This window comes from Natronococcus sp. JC468, from assembly GCF_012163165.1.
Classification (GTDB): domain Archaea; phylum Halobacteriota; class Halobacteria; order Halobacteriales; family Natrialbaceae; genus Natronococcus; species Natronococcus jeotgali.
The window spans coordinates 37,369-56,985 of sequence record NZ_JAAVUO010000002.1; the positions used below are offsets into that span (position 1 = coordinate 37,369).

Consider the following 19,617-nt stretch of genomic DNA (forward strand, 5'->3'; position numbering starts at 1 on the left):
ACGACCCAACCTGAAGGTTCTACCCCCCTATCGGCTCCATAATAATACCACTGCTGTCGCTAGCCGAAGCCACCAATGACGAAACGACGGAACACCCGCCGACGATTCCTCGCAGCCTCTAGTGCGACGGCCCTCGCGGCCGCGGCCGGGTGCACGGACGTTCTCTCCAATGACGGAGACGGTAACGGCGGCAACGAGAGCGGTGGCAACGGCGGCAACAGCAGCAACGAGAGCAGCGGAAACGGCGACTCCGACGAGTACGATTCGCCGGAACTCACCGTCGAAACCGAGTACAACAGCCGCGAGGAGTTCAGACAGCCCGGCGACCAGCTCGACGATTTCGAGAGCGCCGACGACTGGGAGCTCCTTCAGGGGCAGGCCGAGGTCGACGAGGACGTCACCTTCGAGGGCGACCAGAGCCTTCGGCTCATGGCCGAAAACGAGGGCAACGTAGCCGTCGCGACCGATCTGGACGAGGCGACCGATATGGAAGACCTCGACGTGTCTCTGGCGGTCAGGACGACGACACCCGCCGATATCGCCCTCGAGATCCAGCTGCGGGACATCTACGGCGGACACGCGAGCTACTCGCTTCGGGAGATAACGTACGGCACCGACAACGTCGGCTGGTTCCGGATCTGTCCCGGGTTCTTCAGCGAGAGTACGACTCCCGTCGAACAGAACTCGATCGAGGAGATCCGTATCATCGTGCACAACACCGGTGCCGAAGCCGAGGTGTGGGTCGACGACTTGCGCACCCACGAGAAACCCGATCAGGGATACGTCATCCTCAACTGGGACGACGGATACCAGGACTTCTACGACCCGGCCGCTTCGCTCCACGACGAGTACGATGTCACCGCGGTCGCGTCCGTCGTCCGTCAGTGGGTGCGAGGACAGCGCGAGGGGATCATGACGATCGATCAGCTTCAGGAGCGTCAGGAAGCCGGCGATCAGATTGTCGCCCACGGAACCCACACGCAGCTTACGGAGCTCAGTGACTCGGAGCTCGAGGATACGTTGAACACGGACAAGAACTGGGCGGTCAACGCCGAACTCGAGGGCGGAAACTACCTCGTCTTTCCGCACAACAACTTCGACGCTCGAGTCCTCGATGTCGCCACGAACTACTACTACGCAGGCGGGTTCAACCAGTCGGGCAGTCCGAACCTGACCGGCGTCCACGGGTTCGATCCGATGGTACTGCCTCGAACGATCGGCTACGATCTCGATACCGCGATGACCTGCGTCGACATCGCGGCCGAACACCGTCAGTGTACGGTTCTGAACTTCCACCAGTTCGAACTGGAGAACACGATGGGCGTAGACGACTACGAGGAGCTACTACAGTACATCGCCGACACCGACGGAGTCGAGGCCATCGACTTCGACGACCTCTGGACGATGCGCCGAAACGGTCACTGATCACCTTCCGAATCGACCGTCGTCCGTCGAGGCCGCCGTTTCGTCGCTCGGTATCTCTTCGCTTTGTGTATTGACGAAGGGGCGAGCCGATTACTCCCTCGAGGCGCGTCGCTTGTTGAACGGTTGTCCTCTGGCCGTTAGTTTGCTATTCCACGCACAGAACTTAGCAGTTTTATGAAGTATAGTCAGTACAGCTATGCAATAGTAGGGTGCGTTTCGGTTCGCCGTGCCTAGGGACGGCGCCAGAGCCAGCTTCCGACCACGGCGACGAGGAGGCCGACGCAGGCGACGAGAAACGGCGTCGGCCGCCGGCGAACGCCGGAGACGGCGGACCAGACGACGCCGGGCACGTGACGAATCGCGGGTCGGGCACGGGCGAGGTGCCACCACCCTCGAAGCAGTCGGCCCTCGCTGAAGTAACTCTTCGCCAGGACGAGATCGTGACTCGAGCGGATCGCGTACCCCTCGGCTTCGAAGCGATCGACGTCCTCGGCGTACAGGGAGAGGTACTGTTCGTCGGCTCGTCTGATCGTATCCGCCGGTGGCGTCCCCGTCTCCTCGCGGACGACCAGCGGTTCGTCGACGTACGCGAGCTTCCCGACCTCGAGAATTCGCAACACGAATTCCGGGTCCTGGAAGCGATCGAGCGTTTCGTCGAACCCCCCGACTTCCCGCGCGACGTCGGTCCGGACGATCAGCGTGGATCCGGCGCCGGTGTGGACGTTGTCGGCGAGGATTTCGCCGATTAGTTCCGTCCCGCCTTCCATCCGCGGTCGGTCGTCCGCACGGGAGAGAACGCTGGCCGCCAGCCCGCGGAGTCGATCGATCGGACCGGTGAGCTCGAACGCGAAGCCGCAGTAGGCCGCGACCCACTCCTCGGATCGCTTCTCGAGGACGTCGAGCTGGGCCTCGAGCTTCTCCGGTCGCCACTCGTCGTCGGAGTCGAGGAAGGCGACGTACTTTCCACGTGCGTGTTCGATCCCCGTGTTTCGGGCGACGTTCGCCCCCTGATTCGTCTCGTGGTAGATCGGACGCACCCGATCGTCGTCGTAGGACTCGAGGACCGATCGCGTGTCGTCCGTCGATCCGTCGTCGACCACGACCACCTCGAGCTCGTCGTAGGTTTGGGCGAGGACGCTGTCGATCGCTCTCGAAACCGTCTCCTCTCGGTTGTACGTCGGAACGATGACGCTAACCAGTGCCATTTCGTTCGATACTGGTCCCCCGGCGTTTTATTATCGACGGACTAAGCCGCGTTGTTACCGCGAGGGAGGCGAACGCGACGATCGGGTCCCGGCGAGCGGTCGGCGAGGTCGGGCAGACTAGCCGAAGACCGGAACGCCGGTGTCCGGACCGAACGTCGCCAGGAGGAGTCCCGATACCAGCAGCGTGATACCGGCCAGAAAGAGCATGCTCTGGAACCACCCGACGACCGTTAGATCGCCGTTGACCCCCTCGAGACGCCGACGGATCGGTTCGGCTCGAGGACCGATCGGCTCGGGAAGTTCGGCGAGTGCGTCGAACGGCTCGGCCGGCGCGACCGTTCCGGTCAGCACGGCGAAGACGAGATAGACGAACAATCCGAACGGCGGCACGAGAAGCAACGACAGCCAGGGGTTGACGACGACGGTCGCGAGGGCGAAGATCGGTACCGCGGCCAGCGCGGTCGCCGCGGCGGCGCGTCCCAGTCGCGCACCCGCGAGCGGATCGACCCCGATCCGGCGCACGGCGAGGACGTGGAAGACGAACATCGACCCGTACCCTATCGTCGTCGCGAGCGCAGCACCGTGCATGCCGTACCCCGGGATCAACAGGGCGTTGAGCACGACGTTGAGCCCCGCCGCGCAGGCGGTCGCCCCGATCGGGTATCGGAGCGACCCCTCGTCCGTCGCGATCTCGAGGACGGGACGCGCCAGGGCGAACCCGAGCGCGCCGGGAATCAGGAGCAACAGCGGTTCGATCGCCGGCGTCGCGTCCGGGCCGAAGTACAGCGGAACGACGGCGTCGGCGAGCGTGGCGAGGGTGACGGCCGCGACCGCGGTCAGCAGGAGGGTGTTACGGGTGGTTTTCGACGCCAGGGCCGTGATCTCGTCGAACCGGTTTCTGGACCACAGCTCCGCGGTGGAGCGGCCGTGCACCGTCCAGATGACGATCGGGACGAACCAGAGAGCCTCCGCCAGGAGCAGCGCCGCCCGGTAGTTCCCGACCGCCGCGCTCTCCCGGAACCGCTGGAGCATGATCACGTCGACGTGATAGAGCGAGGCGAGCAGGAACAGCAGGACGAGGTTCCTCGAGCCGAACGTCAGCAGCTCCCGTCGGGGGAACCGCCGGGGCGGGATCCGGAACGCGCTCGAGAGCGACACGCGCCGGTGAACCAATCCGAGCCCGACGACGGCACAGACGAGACTCGCAACCGCGTATCCGACCAGCGCTCCGGAGACGCCGAACCCGAGGGCGACGAGCGGAATCGCGACGACGACGAAGGTGATCTTGTCGAGGACGTCGAGCCGTTCGGCGTCGCGCTCGAGGTCGAGTCCAGCGAGCGCCTCGCGCGAGTAGGTCTGGAGCTGGACGGCGATGCCGAGCAGCGCCAGTCCGTAGACGTAGCCCGTGTACTCCGCTCCGAACAGCGCCGCGACGTAGCCGCTCCGCGAGACGAGGATCGTAACGACCGCGGCCGCAAGCGCGAACAGCACCGCTAGCCGAAGGAAGTAGCCGACCACGTACGACTTCCAGTCGGCCATCGATCGACTCTTCGCGAGGAACTCGCGGACGCCGCCGGTGATTCCGGACTGCACGAGGAGCATGTAGAGTGCGAACAGGGACAGCAGAAACGAGTAGTCGCCGAACCCGGCCGGGCCGAGCAGTCGGAAGAGGAGCGGCGTCGAGACGATTCCCGCGAGCAGAAGTACAACCGTAGCGCTACCGAGCGACGGACTACCGCCGGGAGGGGACCGGTTCACGCGGACCTCCGGGGCCAGCGCGGTCGGCCCGCTCCCGACGCCGAAGCTAGCGGTGTTTGCGTAGTACCCACAGTGGTCGAATCTCTGTTCCGGGAGTCCTTATTATAACCGCATTAAGTTCCCGCAGCCGGGCGGAAGGGGTGGTCGAACGGGAGCGGACGATCTCGGTGCCCTCGAGGTCGCGAAATTTGACGGAGAGACGGCGGCGATCGGTCGGCGCTGGCGTTAATCGGGGGATAAATAGGAGGGACGAACTATCAGTGAACCATGATGAACGAGAAGACGACACGTCGGGCGCTCCTCGGCGGTCTGAGCACCGGGGCCCTCGGAGCGACCGCGGGCTGTCTCGAGAGTTTGAACGGCGGCGTCGATGAAAACGGCGAGAGCGGGCCCAGCACCGACGATTCGAACCGATCCGACGGCGAGGAGCAGTCCGACGAGGAGGCGCCGAGCGAGCCCGAGTCCGAGGAGCTTCCGGATATCGACGGCGGGGCGGTCGTGTTCACGTACGACGACGGGCCGATGACGGACTACGAACAGGCGTTCCCGGTCCATCGAGAGTTCGACGCGCCGGCGAGCGCGGGCGTCGTCACGGAGTGGGTCGGGCGCGAGGATTTCGACGGCAGGGACTGGATGGACGTCGAACACCTCGAGGAGCTCGCCGAGGCCGGCTGGGAGATCAACTCCCATACGACCGCACACACGGCGCTGGGGCAGTTCGAACTCGTCGAGGACGTCGAGCCGGACGACGTCCACGTCTATCCGGAGGAACGAAATCACGGCTTCCACCACGGGTACGAGATCGAAGTCACCGACGGCGAGAACTCGGCGGTGCGAACCGTCGTCGACTCCGACCACGACGGGATCGGCGCCTACCTCGAGTTCGACGAACCCGTCGGAGAGTCCTTCGCCGCCGGCGAGACCGTCGAGCGCTACCCGGAGGAGCTCATGCACGAGTTCCTCGGCGACTCGAAGGCCCAGCTCGAGGAGTGGGGGTTCGAGGTCGACACGCTGCTCGCGCCGTACGACATCTGCGACGAGTGGACGGTCGAGATCGCCGGCGAGTACTACGACGGAATTGCGAACGCCAACCCCGGATCGATGGTCAACGACCGCGAGTCGTTCGATCCGTTCGATACCAACCGTAATTATTTCATCGAGTATGCCGATCCCCAAAACATCCAGATGCAACTCGACGAGGTCGCCACGCAGGGTGCGATCGGCATCGTCGGCGCCCACTCGTTCAAGGAGGAGGTCGACGGGGAGGGAATTCGCACGATGCTCGAGTGGATCGAGGAGCGCGATCTGACGGTCGTCACGCTCACCGACGCGTTCCGGGCCGTCGCCGCCGAGTCGTCGTAAGCGGACTCGAGACCCGCCCGATCGATGACGGCCGGAACGGCGCTCAGTTCATGTAGCCGAGGTCGGCCAGTCGTTCGGTCACTTCCTCGCCGGCTTCTGTCCGGTTCGTGTCGGACTCGTCGTACGCCGGGTACGACGTCGAACCGGCCGAGTCGACGACCGGGATCACGCTCCCGTCCATCCGGTCGCTGTAGGGCACGTCGAACGACGCCAGGATCGTCGGCGCGACGTCGAACAGGTGCGCCCGCTCGAGGGGTTCGTCCTCGTCGACGCCGTCTCCGGCAGCGGCGAACACGCCGTTGAGCTTGTGGTTCCAGGGCTCGGCCGGAGCGAAGTACTCGCCCCGGAGCTGCTCGGAGATCGCGTGGTCGAACTCGGCGGGGATCGTCACGACGTCGACCGCGTCGTCGGCGTACTCGCCGTGGAAGTACTGCTCCCGGGGCGCGACGGTCTCGAATACCGGTTCGCCCTCCGGCGTCTCGACGGTCTCGAGTTCGCGGATGAGCTCCTCGCGGAGCCGTTCGTAGTCGTCCGCCGAAACGACGCCCTCGGGGTCGCGGCCCTCGAGGTTGATCCGGACGCCGAGTTCGGTGCGGGCTCGAACGTACGCCTGCGAGTTCTCGAAGTCGACCTGCTCGTTCGCGGTTCGAGCGACCCCGTCGGGCGCGAACTTCTTGACGGTCTCGGCCAGGCCGACGCGCTCGAGGGCCGCGCCGACGTTTCGGGCGGTGATTCCGAACCGATCCGCGACGGCCGCGGCGGCGCGCTCGCCGAGACTGGGCTCCCAGGTCTCGGACTCCTCGCCCTCGCGGAGCTTGCGTCGCATCGGCGTCCAGGAGGGCATCCCCTTCCCGGAGGCGGTCGTCTCGACGTAGCCCCGGTCCTTGAGGAACTCGTTGACCCGGAACTCGTAGCCGTCGTACTCGCCCATCCCGTGGTCGCTGGCGACGAAGACGTGGTCGGGATCGAACCGCTCGAGGATCGCGGCGATCTCGTCGTCGGTCGTCTCGTAGACAGAGCGAACTTTCTCCTCGTCGCCGAAGAACTCGTGGAAGACGGTGTCGGTCTTCTGGAACTGGACGAACCCGAAGTCGGGGTCGTACTCCTCGGCGAGGTACCGAAACGCCGCGCCGCGCATGCGGATCAGGTTCCGGTACTCCGTCATCTTCTCGGAGTCGGGTAGCGCGCTGTCGTCGCGCGAGTAGGAGGGGTACACGCGGTAGTCGCCGATCGCCTCGCGAACCTCCTCGAGCAGCCCGTCCGGGTGACAGTCCGGGTTCTCCGGACCGATGAACCCGGGTAACAGGGCGCCGTCGAACTCCTCGGGCGGGTGGGTGATCGGCGCGTTGACGACGACGCTCGAGTAGCCGTGGCGATCGAGCAGCGACCAGACCGTGTGCTCGTTGACGTCGTCGCTGCTGGTCACGTGCCAGTCGTACCCGTCGTAGCCGACGAAGCCGAAGGCGCCGTGTTTCCCCGGGTTGGCGCCCGTGTACATCGACGGCCAGGCGCTGGGCGTCCACGGCGGGATCTGGGACTCGAGCGGCGCGCTCGCTCCCTCGGAACAGAGGCGGTGGATCGTCGGGATCTCCTCCGATTCGTCGAGGTCGTCGAAGACGGAGAGATCCCCGGCGTCGATCCCGATTAAGAGCGTGTTCATACCGGTAGATTCGTCGTGCGGTTCCGATCGGTCGGTTCGAGACGGCGCGCTCCGTTCCATGTTCTGGTGGGGGGGTGTTCGTTCATAGCAAACCGATATCGGTTCGAACTAGCCGCGTCGGTTCGAAGCGAGGGTCGGTACCACCTTATTATCTCCTAATTAACAGCGTCCGACAGTCAAAAAGTGTGTTCTAGGTGACTATACAAAATAATGACCGGTACGTTAATCGAACTTTTCTAGCAGTCGGGCGTAGAACGAATCTCCGGGGCCGAGATCCGACTCCCGGCGGTGGTCGGACTCGTCCGCGAGCTTCTCGACGATCAGCTCCGGCGTCGAACGGGCCAGCCGATCCTTCACCGGGGAGCGCTCGACCTCGAGTTCGCCATCGACCAGCCCGACGGCCTGGATCCCGTCGACGGTCACGTCGAAACCGGCCGTCTCCCTGATCTCGCCCGCCAGGTGGGAGACGAACACGGCGGTCGCGCCGTTCTCCGAGAGCGCCTCGAGGATTCCGGCGATGATCTTCGCGCTGGCGCCGGGTTCGGTGATGCTCTCGAGTTCGTCGACCAACACGAGCGACCCCTCGCCGCTCCGGGCCAGGTCGGCGAACTCCCTGACCGTCGACTCGAAGGCTCCGGCGTCGAGGGTTCCCTGGGTCTTCGCGTGGTAGTGGAGGTCGTCGAACCGCCGGAGACGCGCGTCCGCGGCGGGAACGGGCAGTCCCATGTGAGCGAGCACGACGATACTCGCCACCAGATCCAGCGTCGAGGTCTTCCCGCCGCTGTTGACCCCCGACAGCAGGGCGACGCCGGAGACCTCGTAGTCGACGGGATCGATCGCCTCGACGGGTTCGTCGAGCAGCGGGGATCGACCGCCCTCGATCGCGAACCCGACGTCGTCGTCGCCGACCGTCGGCATCGTACACGCGAACTCGTCGGCAAAGCGGGCGACGGCCAGTTCGACGTCGAGTTCGAGCGCGTCGCGGACGAGCCGGCGGGCTGCCTCCCGCTGGCCGGCCAGGTCGGCCGCGAGTTCCCGTTTGAGACGGCTCGCGCGTCGCTCCTTGGCCGCGGTCAGCTCGGTCCGCAGACGGGCGACCGCGTCCTCGTCGCGCTCGACCGGAAACGTCGGTTCGTCGGCGAAGAGCCGGCGAGCCAGTTCGGCCTCGCCGGGCTCGAGCGCGAGCGCGTCGATCACGTGTTCGCGGGCGGCCTCGACGGCCGCCGCGTGCTCGTCGGCCAGTTCCCGGGAGAGCAGCGAATCGACGCCCGCGCCGCGCTCGACCAGCGAGAGCAGGTCCGACCCCTCGATCGTGACGTCCTGCTCGCGGATCGCCTTCCGCAGGTGGTCGTTCGCGACGGTCTCGGCCGTCCCGACCGCGGCGTCGACGTCGTCGGCGGCCGCCGTCAGTCGATCGAGCTCCGCGTCGCCCGCGACGGTCCCGTCCGCAGCGAGCCGGGAGAGTCCGTCCTCGAGCGCCGCGAGGTCACAGTCCGCGTCGAGCTCGACGACGCGGTGGACCTCGATCGCGGCCCGGATCCGATCCCGATTGCGCGCGAAAAACGCCAGCGACCGCTCGGGGACGACCTCGGCCGGGTTCTCGAGGGCGTCCGGCTCGACCCGGACGTCGCCTTCGACGGCGATCCCCGCGAACGACTCGTCGAGCGCGATCACCGTCGCATACCCGCGGGCGAGCTCGGCCAGCCCCTGTGCGTCCTCGACGACCTCGACCGGGAGTTCCGGGATCGCCTCCCTCGCCTCGGCGTAGCGCTCCGCGTCGGTCGTCGCCAGACAGCGCTCGCGGACCCGAACGTCGTCGGGTTGCCGGAGCGGCTCGACGCCCTCGAGCGCCTCGAGGACCTCGGGATCGGGCTCGCGGGCGATCGCCGCCTCGGCGAACGCCTGGACCTCCTCGATGCGCGAGCGCCGCGAACTCGGATACAGCGTCTCGAGTCGCTGGGCCGCGTAGTCGGTGACGGTACGGTCCTTGAGCAACTCGAGCAGGCTCCGGTAGACCTCCCGGGCCCGGTCCGTCGCGAGGAACTCGCCGGGGTCGTCGTGTTCGTACCGGATCGCGCCGCGCGCGATGCGGGCGGCCCGGCCCTGCGAGATGCCGGGCGCCGACGCGATCGCCGCGACGTCGCCAGTTCGCAGCGCTCGCTCGGGATCGTCGAGGGCCGACAGCGACCGGGCGGTTTTCTCGCCGACGCCCGGGATCGACTCGAGGTCCATCGTTCTCGACCGGCGTATCAGACCGAAGTGAGAAAAAGGTCCCGTCCGGGCTTCCGATCCCGTCGGCGTCCCCGGCGCGGGACGGTTCGGCGGACCGATCATCGTCACTCGGTTAATCAAAACCCGCCACTTCGTAAAAATGTGGGAGGATAAACAGCGTTCGGGTCCAAGCGTAGTCACTAATGATCGAGAGTTACGACAGGGTCTTCGAGACGCTAGCGAACGAACAGCGGCGACGGATACTGTTTGCACTCCTGAGCGAACCGCTCGACCTCGACTCCCCGCCGGACGGATTCGAGAGCCGGGAAATCGCTGCCCTCGAGCGGCATCACGTCCACCTCCCGAAACTGGTCGATTGCGGGTTCGTTCGCTGGGGTCCGGGAGCGGGCGTCGTCGAGAAGGGGCCGCAGTTCGAGAAGATCGAACCGCTTCTGGAACTACTCGCCGAGCACCAGCCACGACTCGCCGTCAGCCGAGACCCATAAACGGCGTTCGAAACCGACTGTACCCGCTCGTAACCACGATGGCGACCCACATCCACCAACACGTCGACGAACCGATCGACGTCCTTCTGGTCGACGACAACCCCGGCGACGTCCGGTTGACTCGGGAGGCGTTCGAAACCGCGCGGACTACCGTCGAAACGGAGCTCCACGCCGTCAGTACGGGAGACGAAGCGCTGGCGGCCCTCTCCCAGTCCGACGAGTATTCGGCGGTTCCGCCGCCCGATCTCGTGTTGCTGGACCTGAATCTGCCCGGTCACGGCGGCTGTGACGTTCTCGAGCGGATCAGGAACGATCGACGGCTGCGGCGACTACCGGTGTTGATACTGACGAGTTCGGCCGACGAGGACGATGTCTCGAGGTGTTATACCGCGACCGCCAACGCCTACCTGACGAAACCCGTCGATCCCGGGGAGTTCGTCTCGATCGTCGAGGCGATCGATCGGTTCTGGTTCGAGCAGGCGCGGTTGCCGCCGACGGACCGATAAGTCGCGGTTTCCGCCGTCGCTGTTTGTTCGTCGATTTCGGAGAAGTCGACTGGCGAGTCCCGCTCTAGCCCAACCACGACGGGACTCGCCACTCTTCCCTTTCGGGCGTGTACTCAAGTAGCTTGTGTGATTATTCGGGTGAAAGCCATCAGCGGTCGATGCGGCCGTGAGGACATCGAACCTGAATTCTTTTCCATCCGTACGCTCTACAGTAGGTGTTCGGTTATCCAAATTCGTGGTTGGGCCATGACTCAGGACAAGACAACGGACGAAGCGGTTAGCCTGTTACAGGACCTCGGGCTACAGGAGTACGAAGCACGCTGTTTTATAGCGTTGAGCAAACTGCCGAGCGGAACGGCCAAGGAGATCCACGAAATTTCCGAGGTTCCACGGACGAGGGTGTACGACGCGATCCGCGTCCTCGAGTCCCAGGGTCTGGTCGAAGTCCAGCACTCGAGTCCGCAACTGTATCGCGCCGTCGGAACCGACGAGGCGACGGAGATCCTCCGACAGCGCTACAACGACCGCATCGACACGCTCGAAACCCATCTGCAGAACACGAAGACAGAAGAGATCGATGACGAGGGCCACGTTCAGGAGGTATGGTCGCTGACGGGCCAGAACGCGATCGAGTCGCGGACCTTCGAGTTGATCGGCGAGGCCGACTCGGAGATCGCACTCCTCGTCGTCGACGAAGACGCCCTCTCCGAGTCGCTGTTCGACACCCTTCGGACGGCGACCGATCACGGGATTTCGGTCGTCCTCGGCGGCCCGACCGACTCGATTACCCGATCGCTCGAACAGGCCCTTCCGAAGGCGCGCGTGTTCGAAACGGGACTCGACTGGCTCACGGGGCCGAAGAACAACGAAGAGGTCGCGATCAGTCGAATCCTGCTCGTCGATCGGGGGACGCTCCTGATCGGATCGTACTATCCGGAGTCTACGGACGACGAGCCGGCGGAGCAGGCGGTCTTCGCCCGGGGATTACAGAACGGCGTCGTCGTACTCCTCCGGCGGCTGCTGACGGCGGGACTACCCGCCGTCGAAGATCCCGGACGGTAGTCCGAATCGGCCACTTACGGCCTTGCGAGATCCGGGACCGTCGTTATCCTTCCAACGCCGTAAGGGAGAATATGGTACTCAAGAGGCTCCTCGGGTCGACCGCGACGCGGTCGCTCACGGTCGTGTCGGTGCTCGGCAACGCGAAGCGGGCCTACCAGCGGGGCAACCGCGCTCGCGCGGCCCTGCTGTTCGGCGTCGCCGTCCTCGCCTGGAAGTGGGTGATGGTTGGAATGGCCGCACAGGGAGTCATCAACCTGTTTCGGTCCGACGACGCCGAGACCGCGACGGCGTAGCGTCTGGTTGCCGAAGTCGGCCACCTCGAAGCGTTCGCCAGCACCTCGAGCTTCGTCCGCAGGTCGTCGTCGAGGTCCTCGACCGCGCCGACGCCGTGTCCGCCGCTTTTGGCCGTCTGCAGGGCATTTTTGTCCAGCTCACCGCTCGGCTCGACGACTGGCAACTTCAGGTCGGTGACGTTCTCCGACGTGAATCCCGACGCCGAGAGGAGAAAGCGATCGTCGCCCTCGCTCGGATCGTCCGTGTCGAGGTCCTCGAGTTACGGATCGTTCCACTCGTCGGTCGTCGCATCGATTCTCGGGCTCGTGTCGCTCGTCGTCGGTCACGCTCGAGAGGACGTCGGCTCGAGTAATCGGTATCGACCCTGTACGTGCGACGGGTTACGCGCTCGGAGCCCTCGACGGGCGGAACGGCGAGACCGAGAACGACGACGCCGTCACTCGCCGTCGACGGACCGCTGCGAGAAGACGCTGTCGGCCGTCGCCGCCCCGACGACGCTGAAGATCGAGCCGACGCTTACGGCCTTGAGCGTGATCAGCGCCATCTCGGCGTTCAGGCCGTCGACGTCGAGGAAGGTGTCGGGGGCGTCGAACAGGAGCGCCAGGATCGTCACCGAGCCGAACGAGACGCACATGAGCGAGACGAACCGGACCGGGACGACGCTCCCGACACGCTGTTCGGCCGTCGGATCGTGTTCGGTGTCGGCCGTGTACAGCGCCGCGTACCCGATGGCGAACACGACGCCGATCGTGACGAGCGCCTGGACGTTGCTCATGTTCGCCGCCAGAACCCAGACCTCCTCGGTGACGACGAACGGACCCGCGAGCAGGAATCCGCCGACGACCTGCTGTGCGGAGTCCGCCGGTCGAAACCGTCGGGGACGACGGGGGCGTCGGAGTTTCACGGCCGTGGGGTAGCGGTCCGGAGGTGAAATACCAACCGATACGCGAGTCCCAAACCGGAAACGGAGGGCCCGGTCGCCGAGACGAGAACCGAAATACGGCAGGCTGGTGCAGGCACGCCAGGTTCCGCGCGAGGGCCCCTCGAATCTGTCACGAAGGATGTCGATTCGTGCGCTCCGATCGGTCCCACGACCCGACGAACTACCGTAGCTCCAACTCACGATGAACACGAGTATCGAAGTCGAGTACTGGGTGATCGACGACGACGGCGATCTAACCGCACCCGAATCGCTCGCGGACGTCTCCGAGTACACGGAACGAGAGTTCGTCGAACCGCTGCTCGAGCTGAAGACGCCGCCGTGTCGTTCGGTCGCGGAACTCCGAGAGACGTTCGTCGAGCAACTCGGGGGGGTACTCGCCGCGGCCCGACGGGCCGACAAGGGGCTCGTTCCGCTCGGCACCCCGATCAACTGCGACGGGATCGAGCGCCGCCCCGGCGAGCGCGGACGGATCCAGAAGGCGGTTATCGGCTCGGACTTCGACTACGCGAACTACTGCGCCGGGACCCACGTCCACTTCGAGCAGCGCAACGTGACGGACCAGCTCAACGCGCTCATCGCACTGGACCCGGCGCTCGCGCTCGTTAGCTCGTCGCCGTACTACCAGGGTGAGCGCGTCGCCAACAGCGCGCGGGCGCACTGTTACCGCAAGCAGGGGTACGCCGACTTTCCGCGCCACGGCCAGCTCTGGAACTACGTCGAGAGCGTCGGCGAGTGGTCCCGCCGTCTCGAGCGGTGTTTCGAGGAGTTCGAGGACGAAGCGCTCGCGGCCGGCGTCGAGGCCGACGCGGTCGCCGAGCACTTCGCCGCGGACGACGTCGTCTGGACGCCCGTTCGGCTGCGCGACGAGATGCCGACCGTCGAGTGGCGCTCGCCGGACGCGGCGCTCCCGAGCCAGCTGCTGGGGCTCGTCGAAGAGCTCTACGGCGTGATGGAGACGCTCCACCACACGAACGTCGAGATCGACGACGGCGACAACGGGACCGAGGCAGGCCACGTCACGAACGAGGGGGTCCGGCTCCCCGACTACGATACCGCTTTCGACCTCGCCGGCGCGGCGATTCGGAACGGTCTCGAGTCGACCCCCGTCGTGAACTACCTCGATCGAATGGGGGTTTCCGTCCCCGACTACCACCCGATCGCGACCCAGATCGACGGCCGCCAGTACGTGACCAAAAGCGACGCCCGCGAGCTGCGCCTCGAGTGTGCGGGTCGGCTCGAATCGGACGTCGAACGGTTAGCCGCGACGAACTGAGCCGCGGTCGAGAAACGCGGCGGTGCGGAGTCGCGGGAGCGAGCGATCAGTTTCCGTCGTCGTACTCGTACTCGTCTTCGGGGTCCTCGACGCCCTCGGTGCGCGAGCCGACCCAGGCGCCCAGCGAGAGCCCGTAGACGAGGTGCGCGGCGTGAAACAGCGCGAGTTCGTCGGCATCGAGGCGAATGTCGAGCAGTTCCTTGAGCATGATCTGCGAGCCAAAGGCCGACAGTCCCATGCCGAACACCGATCCCCAGACCAGACCGCGCTGTTCGGGTTCGATCGAACGATCGGCGTCGAACAGCGCGAACAGCGCGCCGAATATCATCCCGCCCTGAATTCCGTAGACGAGATGGAGGATTAGCCCGATGATCGGGTGATTCTCGGGTTCGTCGCCGCTGACGTACGTCGACCAGAAGTTCGCCGACGGCGGCAGGGAGCGCAGGATCGGCAGCCGGAAGGCCGTCATGATCAGCGTCGCGACGAATCCCGCCTGGACCCCCCGGACCGCCGCGCGCGCGGCGTGCTCGGTTCGGGACTGCTCGGCCGTCGCACCGGTGACGTCCGAGGAACCCGTTTTCGACCGCAGTCGTCGAATGCGTTCGGAGACGATCATGGTGTTCTCGTGGCACCTACCGCGAACACGAACTTAACAGCCGGGCGTGCAGTGGACGGCCGACACCGAGGTGGAACGCCGAAGCGTTCCACCTCGTTCGGAGTCCGCGAGCGCGCTCGGAGCCGCGGGGAACCGACGCGCCGGATCGTCCGAACGACAACGCGCTTTTGCCCGTCCGGTTCGAACGAGGGGCCATGACAACGGTCGAGGCGAAACTCGAGGACGCGCGCGCGGACCTCGAGGATCGCGACGGCGTGTTGATCGCCTTCTCCGGCGGGGTCGACTCGAGCGTGGTGGCCGCCATCGCCGAGGACGCCCTCGGCGAGGACGCGGTCGCCTGCACCGCCAAAAGCGAGACGCTGCCGGCGGCCGAACTCGAGGACGCGCGGCGGGTCGCCGACGAGATCGGCATCCGCCACGAGATCGTCGAGTTCTCCGAGCTCGAGAGCGACGCGTTCGTCGAGAACGACGACGATCGGTGCTACCACTGTCGAACGATGCGGCTGGGCGAGATGCTCGAGACCGCCCGCGAGCTCGGGATCGGGACGGTCTGTGACGGAACCAACGCGGACGATCCGGGCGCGGGCCACCGACCGGGACTGCAGGCCGTCGAGGAACTCGAGGTCCACTCCCCGCTGCTGGCTCACGACGTCGACAAGGAAGCGGTCCGCGAGATCGCCGAACACTACGGCCTCTCGGTGGCCGACAAGCCGTCGATGGCCTGTCTGTCCTCGCGGATTCCGACCGGGCTCGAGGTCACCGAGGACCGCCTGACGAGGGTCGAGCGAGCGGAGGCGCTGCTCCGGCAGTGGGGGTTCGACCAGTTCCGCGTGCGCGACCACGACGGCCTGGCCCGCATCGAGGTCTCGCCCGACGAACTCGAGCGCGCGCTCGAACTCGAGTTCGTCGAGACCGTCCGCGAGGAGCTCTCGGAGATCGGCTTCGACCACGTCACGCTTGATCTACACGGCTACCGAACCGGAAGCGTCAGTCCCGAAGGCGAAACCGAGCGCGATCCCGAGGACGACGCGGTCGTCGAGGACGTCTTCGCAGCGGAGTCGACCTGATCGCGTCGGCACGTGCGCGTCGTTTCGCGTTCCCTTCGGCGGAACCCATTCGTTTATCGTCCAGTTATTCCAGGTATAAGTAGTCGAGCGCCCAGTATTTAACGGGATTCGAGATCCGAAATGCGACCACGAAGGAGTTTCTGCGGAATGTTTCGGAAATATTGCGCAAGTCGATGCGAACGTAGCCGTCCGAAGGGTATCGATGACCGATGGACGACGAGGACGCCCCGTCCCCCTGGAGGATCGAAACTGACCGAACCTACAGCGCGGCCGACAGCGATCGGGAGCTGCGCTACCTCGCCTACCGTCACGAGTCCGACGACCTGCGGGTGAAGGTCGCTCCGGCCGCCCTCGAGGGCGACTCTCACCCCGGCTACGCGCTCACGGTCACGAGCTACCCGGGACTGGAGCTCTCCGAGACGAAACCCGTCAGAACCGTGCTGACGTTCGAACGGTGCGATCGGATCGCCCGCGAGTTCATGAAGCTGTTTTCCGCGCGCTACGACGGGCCCGGAACCCTCGAGGACGCCCTCGAGTACGCGCGCCGACGAACGGCGGACCACCGGTAGGGAGAACGAAACGAACGAAAACGGCTCAGTCGTCGGAGGGAACCAGCGAGCTCTTCGCGGTCGCCTCCGCCAGCGACTCCGTCTCCGCGAACGGGTACCAGGACTGCTTGGCGTCGGTCATGTACGGCGCCTCGAAGTCGGTTTCCTCGGGTTCACAGAACTCGATCAGCGCCTCGGTTCCGGTCGCCTCGACCCACTGGCGGAACGTCTGTCCCGCCTCGCGGTGGGCGGCGAAGGCCTCGAGCAGGTTTTTGATCGCCCCGGGCGCCTCGTCGGCGGGAACCCGCTGCTGGATCCACTCGACGAAGGAGGGATCCTCGCCGACCCCGCCGCCGACGCCGATGTCGAACGCCTCGACCATCTCGCCGTCCTTGCGGGCGCGCATCCCCTGCAGGCCGATGTCGGCGGTCATCGCCTGCCCGCAGTCGGCCGTACAGCCCGAGTAGTGTAGCTTGATCGTGCCGACGTCGTCGGGAAGGTCGACGTTCTTGTTGAGCCAGCGCAGCGTGCGGGCCATCCGGGCTTTCGTCTCGGTCAGCGCGATCGAACAGAACTCCGTCCCGGTACAGGCCATCGCGCCGCGCTCGAACGGGCTGGGCTCGGGGCGGTACTCGGAGAGCAGCTCCTCGCCGAGCAGCGCCTCGAGGGCGTCCGCGTGGACGTCGACGATCACGGGGTTCTGCCGGCGCGTGAGCCGCAGTTCGCCCGAGCCGTACTCGTCGGCGAGGTCGGCGAGTTCGAGGGCGTCCTCGGCGGGCAGACGGCCGACCGGGACCGTTAGCCCGACGTAATGCATGCCCTCGCCCTTCTGGTCGTGAACGCCGACGTGATCGCGTTTGCCCGCCTCGGCGGGTTTGCCGGCGTTGTAGGTGTACTCCTCGCGGAAGCTCTCGCCCGCGGTCTCGAGCTCGAACTCGACGTACTCCGCCTGGAGCGTCTCGCGGATCCGCTCCTCGCCCCAGTCCTCGACGAAAAAGCGCGTGCGGTTCTTCGATCGGTTCTGGCGGTCGCCGTGGTCGTGGTAGAGCTCGACGAACCCGCGGCCGACCTCGGAGGCGTTCTCGGGGCGGACGAAGACGTCGAGCGGGCTCGCGGCGCGGGGCTGGCGACCGCCGAGACCGCCGCCGACGCGGACGTTGAACCCCCTGACGAGTTCTCCGTCGATCTCCTTGCGTGCCGGCTCGAAACCCACGTCGTTAAGCGCGTCCTGGGCACAGCCCGACTTCGAGCCCGTCACGCTGATGTTGAATTTTCGGGGCATGTTCGCGAGCGCGTCGTCCCCGCGGAGTTCCTCTTGGAACCGCTCGAGCAGCGGCCCCGAGTCGACGTACTCTTCGACCTTGCCACGGAGTGCCGACCCGGAGATGTTGCGCATCGTGTCCCCGCCCGCCGACCGGGAGGAGACGCCGACCGACTCGAGTTTCTCCCAGATCTCGGGGACGTCCTCGAGTCTGAGCCAGTGGAGCTGGATCGACTGCCGGGTCGTCAGGTCCAGCCAGCCGTTGCCGAACTCGGGGTTCTCGACGGGTCCCGTCGCGTAGTCGCGGGCGACCTCGGCGATCGTCCGCAGCTGGCCGGGCTCGAGGACGCCGCCGGCGTTGGTCAGCCGCATCATGAAGTACGACTCCTGACCGTCGCGCTGGTGGAACAGTCCCCAGAACTTGAACCGGGTGAACCACTCCTCGCGTTCGTCCTCCGGAATCGCCTCGTAGCCGCCGTTCTCGGCGAACCCGAGGACGTGCTCGCGAACCTCGTCGCCGTAACAGCCCTCCTTTTGGGCTTCCTTCTTATGCGCCATCGTCGGTCACCTCAATATGACGATCGGATCCGAATTCGGGCTTTTTCTCTCCGAACATGGCTCGAGTCACGTTTTACCCACACGATCGGTACTTGTATAACTGTAATCGTTTACAAACAACCACCTATCTACGGATTTGGACGCCGAGCGTCGGATCTCCAATCAGCTCTAATCTGTATAAGGGAATATATCCGAACCGAGCGGACGCTCGAGCGCTCGATTTCGAGGCGGAACCGACGGTCGAGGACCTCGAGTCGAAACACGATCAGGGGAGGAGAGCGTCGCCGATTCGGTCGAGCCGCGTCACCTGTCGGTCCACTTCAGCAACAACAGCGTCCCCTCGAACAGGGCGATCATGGTGATCGCGACGATGATGGGGGCCATCCCCGTCGGATCCATCGTGAACATGAACGACAGCCCCGCGAACCCGGCCCAGAAGTACAGGCGCTTGTTCGCGAGCCACTTCCGGGTCGTCACGCCCATCATGATCGCAAGCATGATAAACAGCGGAATCTGGAAGACGATCGCGAGAAAGCCCGTCAGGGTGATGATCAGGTCGAACGTGTCCCCGAGCGCGTAGGCGATGTCCGCGCTTCCCTCGGCGTAGAAGGTGAAGTACTGGAAGAGGATCGGCAGGACGAGCAGGTACGAAAAGACCATGCCGATCCCGCCGAGGACGACGCTCGTCGGCACCGCCGCGAGGTAGTACTTTCGCTCGTGGGGGTACAGCCCCGGTTTCATGAACAGGTAACACTGGTAGACGAACATCGGCAGTGCGACCATGACGCCCAGCAGCGCCGAGAGCTTGATCCGGGTCAGCCACAGCTCGAGCGGGTGGTAGATATGCGGCGGCGGCACCTGCTCGAACTGCGAGGGAAAGACGTTGTGCCAGACGTGATCGATCGCCTGGGAGGCCCACAGCAGCCCGATCGCGGTCCCGGCCGCCCCGACGAGGAACACGACCGCGAGCCGGAGCACCATCTCCTCGATGTGGTCGGCCAGGGGCATCTCCTCGTCGTCCGGCGGGGTCGAGATCCCGCCGACTTCGTCGTCCGGATCGGGGTAGTCCGGTTCCGAGTCCTCCTGACGGTCGCCGACGATCCCCTCGCCGTCGGTCTCGAGTTCGGGTTCGTCGTCGACCGGTCCGTCGACGTCGCTCGGGTTCCCCGCCGCGGAACCGTCCCGCGGCTCTTCGGGGGGGTCGACGTCCCCATCGGTGGCCGACTCGTCCGACATCTATCGAGATATAGATAGCCCGTCAGTTATAGGCCTTTTCTTACGGCCACCGGAACCGGCCGGGGAGCCGCCGTCGGTTCCCGAAACGGCCGTTTCGTACACGAAAGGTTGATAACCGGATGTCGG

Annotated in this window: 17 protein-coding genes; 9 read left to right on the plus strand and 8 right to left on the minus strand. The window is 65.7% G+C overall.

Translation table 11 applies throughout. The features are described 5' to 3' along the window. Positions 1-75: 75 nt before the first annotated feature. Positions 76-1,425 carry a polysaccharide deacetylase family protein gene (locus tag GWG54_RS01625; protein WP_167936118.1) on the plus strand — a complete coding sequence of 450 codons (1,350 nt, stop codon included), beginning with the start codon at positions 76-78 and terminating at the stop codon, positions 1,423-1,425. A 230-nt stretch (positions 1,426-1,655) separates the two neighbouring features. On the opposite strand, the gene GWG54_RS01630 is transcribed toward GWG54_RS01625, so the two are convergent. Together GWG54_RS01630 and GWG54_RS01635 are read right to left on the minus strand one after the other, a co-directional pair. Further along, the gene (locus GWG54_RS01630) at positions 1,656-2,630 is read right to left on the minus strand and encodes a glycosyltransferase (protein WP_167936119.1); all 975 of its coding nucleotides are present in this window, start codon (positions 2,628-2,630) and stop codon (positions 1,656-1,658) included. A gap of 117 nt (positions 2,631-2,747) precedes the next feature. Continuing rightward, entirely contained in the window at positions 2,748-4,388 is a 1,641-nt protein-coding gene (locus GWG54_RS01635; RefSeq protein WP_167936120.1) for an oligosaccharide flippase family protein, read from the minus strand. 270 nt (positions 4,389-4,658) lie between these two features. Between GWG54_RS01635 and GWG54_RS01640 the strand changes: the two genes are divergently transcribed. Further along, positions 4,659-5,750, plus strand: a complete 1,092-nt coding sequence (locus GWG54_RS01640; RefSeq protein ID WP_167936121.1) for a polysaccharide deacetylase family protein — start codon at positions 4,659-4,661, stop codon at positions 5,748-5,750. A 43-nt stretch (positions 5,751-5,793) separates the two neighbouring features. On the opposite strand, the gene GWG54_RS01645 is transcribed toward GWG54_RS01640, so the two are convergent. Beyond that, positions 5,794-7,470 carry an alkaline phosphatase family protein gene (locus tag GWG54_RS01645; RefSeq protein ID WP_167936122.1) on the minus strand — a complete coding sequence of 559 codons (1,677 nt, stop codon included), beginning with the start codon at positions 7,468-7,470 and terminating at the stop codon, positions 5,794-5,796. Positions 7,471-7,632: 162 nt separating this feature from the next. Next, entirely contained in the window at positions 7,633-9,642 is a 2,010-nt protein-coding gene (locus tag GWG54_RS01650) for a helix-hairpin-helix domain-containing protein (protein WP_167936123.1), read from the minus strand. 182 nt (positions 9,643-9,824) lie between these two features. On the opposite strand from GWG54_RS01650, the gene GWG54_RS01655 reads away from it, so the two are divergent. The 4 genes from GWG54_RS01655 to GWG54_RS01670 all read left to right on the plus strand — a co-directional run bounded on the left by GWG54_RS01655 (position 9,825) and on the right by GWG54_RS01670 (position 11,988). Continuing rightward, positions 9,825-10,127 carry a hypothetical protein gene (locus GWG54_RS01655; RefSeq protein WP_167936124.1) on the plus strand — a complete coding sequence of 101 codons (303 nt, stop codon included), beginning with the start codon at positions 9,825-9,827 and terminating at the stop codon, positions 10,125-10,127. Positions 10,128-10,165: 38 nt separating this feature from the next. Next, a complete protein-coding gene (locus GWG54_RS01660; RefSeq protein WP_167936125.1) occupies positions 10,166-10,633 on the plus strand; it encodes a response regulator in 468 nt (155 codons plus the stop codon). Between the two features lie 246 nt (positions 10,634-10,879). Further along, positions 10,880-11,695 carry a TrmB family transcriptional regulator gene (locus tag GWG54_RS01665; RefSeq protein WP_167936126.1) on the plus strand — a complete coding sequence of 272 codons (816 nt, stop codon included), beginning with the start codon at positions 10,880-10,882 and terminating at the stop codon, positions 11,693-11,695. A 71-nt stretch (positions 11,696-11,766) separates the two neighbouring features. Then, entirely contained in the window at positions 11,767-11,988 is a 222-nt protein-coding gene (locus GWG54_RS01670; protein ID WP_167936276.1) for a hypothetical protein, read from the plus strand. A gap of 437 nt (positions 11,989-12,425) precedes the next feature. Here GWG54_RS01670 and GWG54_RS01680 read toward each other — a convergent pair whose 3' ends face one another. Beyond that, positions 12,426-12,893, minus strand: coding sequence for a DUF2391 family protein (locus GWG54_RS01680; RefSeq protein ID WP_167936127.1), 468 nt, complete (start codon positions 12,891-12,893; stop codon positions 12,426-12,428). Positions 12,894-13,113: 220 nt separating this feature from the next. On the opposite strand from GWG54_RS01680, the gene GWG54_RS01685 reads away from it, so the two are divergent. Further along, positions 13,114-14,205 (plus strand): glutamate-cysteine ligase family protein, encoded by a 1,092-nt coding sequence (locus tag GWG54_RS01685; RefSeq protein ID WP_167936128.1) that lies wholly within the window; start codon positions 13,114-13,116, stop codon positions 14,203-14,205. 46 nt (positions 14,206-14,251) lie between these two features. Here GWG54_RS01685 and GWG54_RS01690 read toward each other — a convergent pair whose 3' ends face one another. After that, the gene (locus GWG54_RS01690) at positions 14,252-14,821 is read right to left on the minus strand and encodes a DUF6789 family protein (protein WP_167936129.1); all 570 of its coding nucleotides are present in this window, start codon (positions 14,819-14,821) and stop codon (positions 14,252-14,254) included. A 194-nt stretch (positions 14,822-15,015) separates the two neighbouring features. Here GWG54_RS01690 and larE point away from each other — a divergent pair, with 194 nt between their 5' ends. After that, positions 15,016-15,888 (plus strand): ATP-dependent sacrificial sulfur transferase LarE, encoded by an 873-nt coding sequence (gene larE / locus GWG54_RS01695; protein WP_167936130.1) that lies wholly within the window; start codon positions 15,016-15,018, stop codon positions 15,886-15,888. Positions 15,889-16,097: 209 nt separating this feature from the next. Continuing rightward, the gene (locus tag GWG54_RS01700) at positions 16,098-16,457 is read left to right on the plus strand and encodes a hypothetical protein (protein WP_008420914.1); all 360 of its coding nucleotides are present in this window, start codon (positions 16,098-16,100) and stop codon (positions 16,455-16,457) included. Positions 16,458-16,482: 25 nt separating this feature from the next. On the opposite strand, the gene GWG54_RS01705 is transcribed toward GWG54_RS01700, so the two are convergent. Then, positions 16,483-18,255: a nitrite/sulfite reductase gene (locus GWG54_RS01705; RefSeq protein ID WP_167936131.1), complete on the minus strand. Its 1,773-nt coding sequence runs from the start codon at positions 18,253-18,255 to the stop codon at positions 16,483-16,485. Between the two features lie 303 nt (positions 18,256-18,558). Continuing rightward, on the minus strand, positions 18,559-19,491 hold the full coding sequence (locus tag GWG54_RS01710) for a twin-arginine translocase subunit TatC (RefSeq protein ID WP_167936132.1): 933 nt from the start codon (positions 19,489-19,491) through the stop codon (positions 18,559-18,561). Positions 19,492-19,617: the final 126 nt, after the last annotated feature.

Excerpts from the sequence above, each read along its gene's own strand:
- GWG54_RS01670 (WP_167936276.1), top strand. The coding sequence starts at position 11,767 with ATGGTACTCAAGAGGCTCCTCGGGTCGACCGCGACGCGGTCGCTCACG.
- GWG54_RS01665 (WP_167936126.1), top strand. The coding sequence starts at position 10,880 with ATGACTCAGGACAAGACAACGGACGAAGCGGTTAGCCTGTTACAGGAC.
- GWG54_RS01640 (WP_167936121.1), top strand. The coding sequence starts at position 4,659 with ATGAACGAGAAGACGACACGTCGGGCGCTCCTCGGCGGTCTGAGCACC.
- GWG54_RS01690 (WP_167936129.1), bottom strand. The coding sequence starts at position 14,821 with ATGATCGTCTCCGAACGCATTCGACGACTGCGGTCGAAAACGGGTTCC.
- larE (WP_167936130.1), top strand. The coding sequence starts at position 15,016 with ATGACAACGGTCGAGGCGAAACTCGAGGACGCGCGCGCGGACCTCGAG.
- GWG54_RS01625 (WP_167936118.1), top strand. The coding sequence starts at position 76 with ATGACGAAACGACGGAACACCCGCCGACGATTCCTCGCAGCCTCTAGT.
- GWG54_RS01655 (WP_167936124.1), top strand. The coding sequence starts at position 9,825 with ATGATCGAGAGTTACGACAGGGTCTTCGAGACGCTAGCGAACGAACAG.
- GWG54_RS01705 (WP_167936131.1), bottom strand. The coding sequence starts at position 18,255 with ATGGCGCATAAGAAGGAAGCCCAAAAGGAGGGCTGTTACGGCGACGAG.
- GWG54_RS01660 (WP_167936125.1), top strand. The coding sequence starts at position 10,166 with ATGGCGACCCACATCCACCAACACGTCGACGAACCGATCGACGTCCTT.
- GWG54_RS01710 (WP_167936132.1), bottom strand. The coding sequence starts at position 19,491 with ATGTCGGACGAGTCGGCCACCGATGGGGACGTCGACCCCCCCGAAGAG.
- GWG54_RS01700 (WP_008420914.1), top strand. The coding sequence starts at position 16,098 with ATGGACGACGAGGACGCCCCGTCCCCCTGGAGGATCGAAACTGACCGA.
- GWG54_RS01645 (WP_167936122.1), bottom strand. The coding sequence starts at position 7,470 with ATGGAACGGAGCGCGCCGTCTCGAACCGACCGATCGGAACCGCACGAC.
- GWG54_RS01650 (WP_167936123.1), bottom strand. The coding sequence starts at position 9,642 with ATGGACCTCGAGTCGATCCCGGGCGTCGGCGAGAAAACCGCCCGGTCG.
- GWG54_RS01630 (WP_167936119.1), bottom strand. The coding sequence starts at position 2,630 with ATGGCACTGGTTAGCGTCATCGTTCCGACGTACAACCGAGAGGAGACG.
- GWG54_RS01685 (WP_167936128.1), top strand. The coding sequence starts at position 13,114 with ATGAACACGAGTATCGAAGTCGAGTACTGGGTGATCGACGACGACGGC.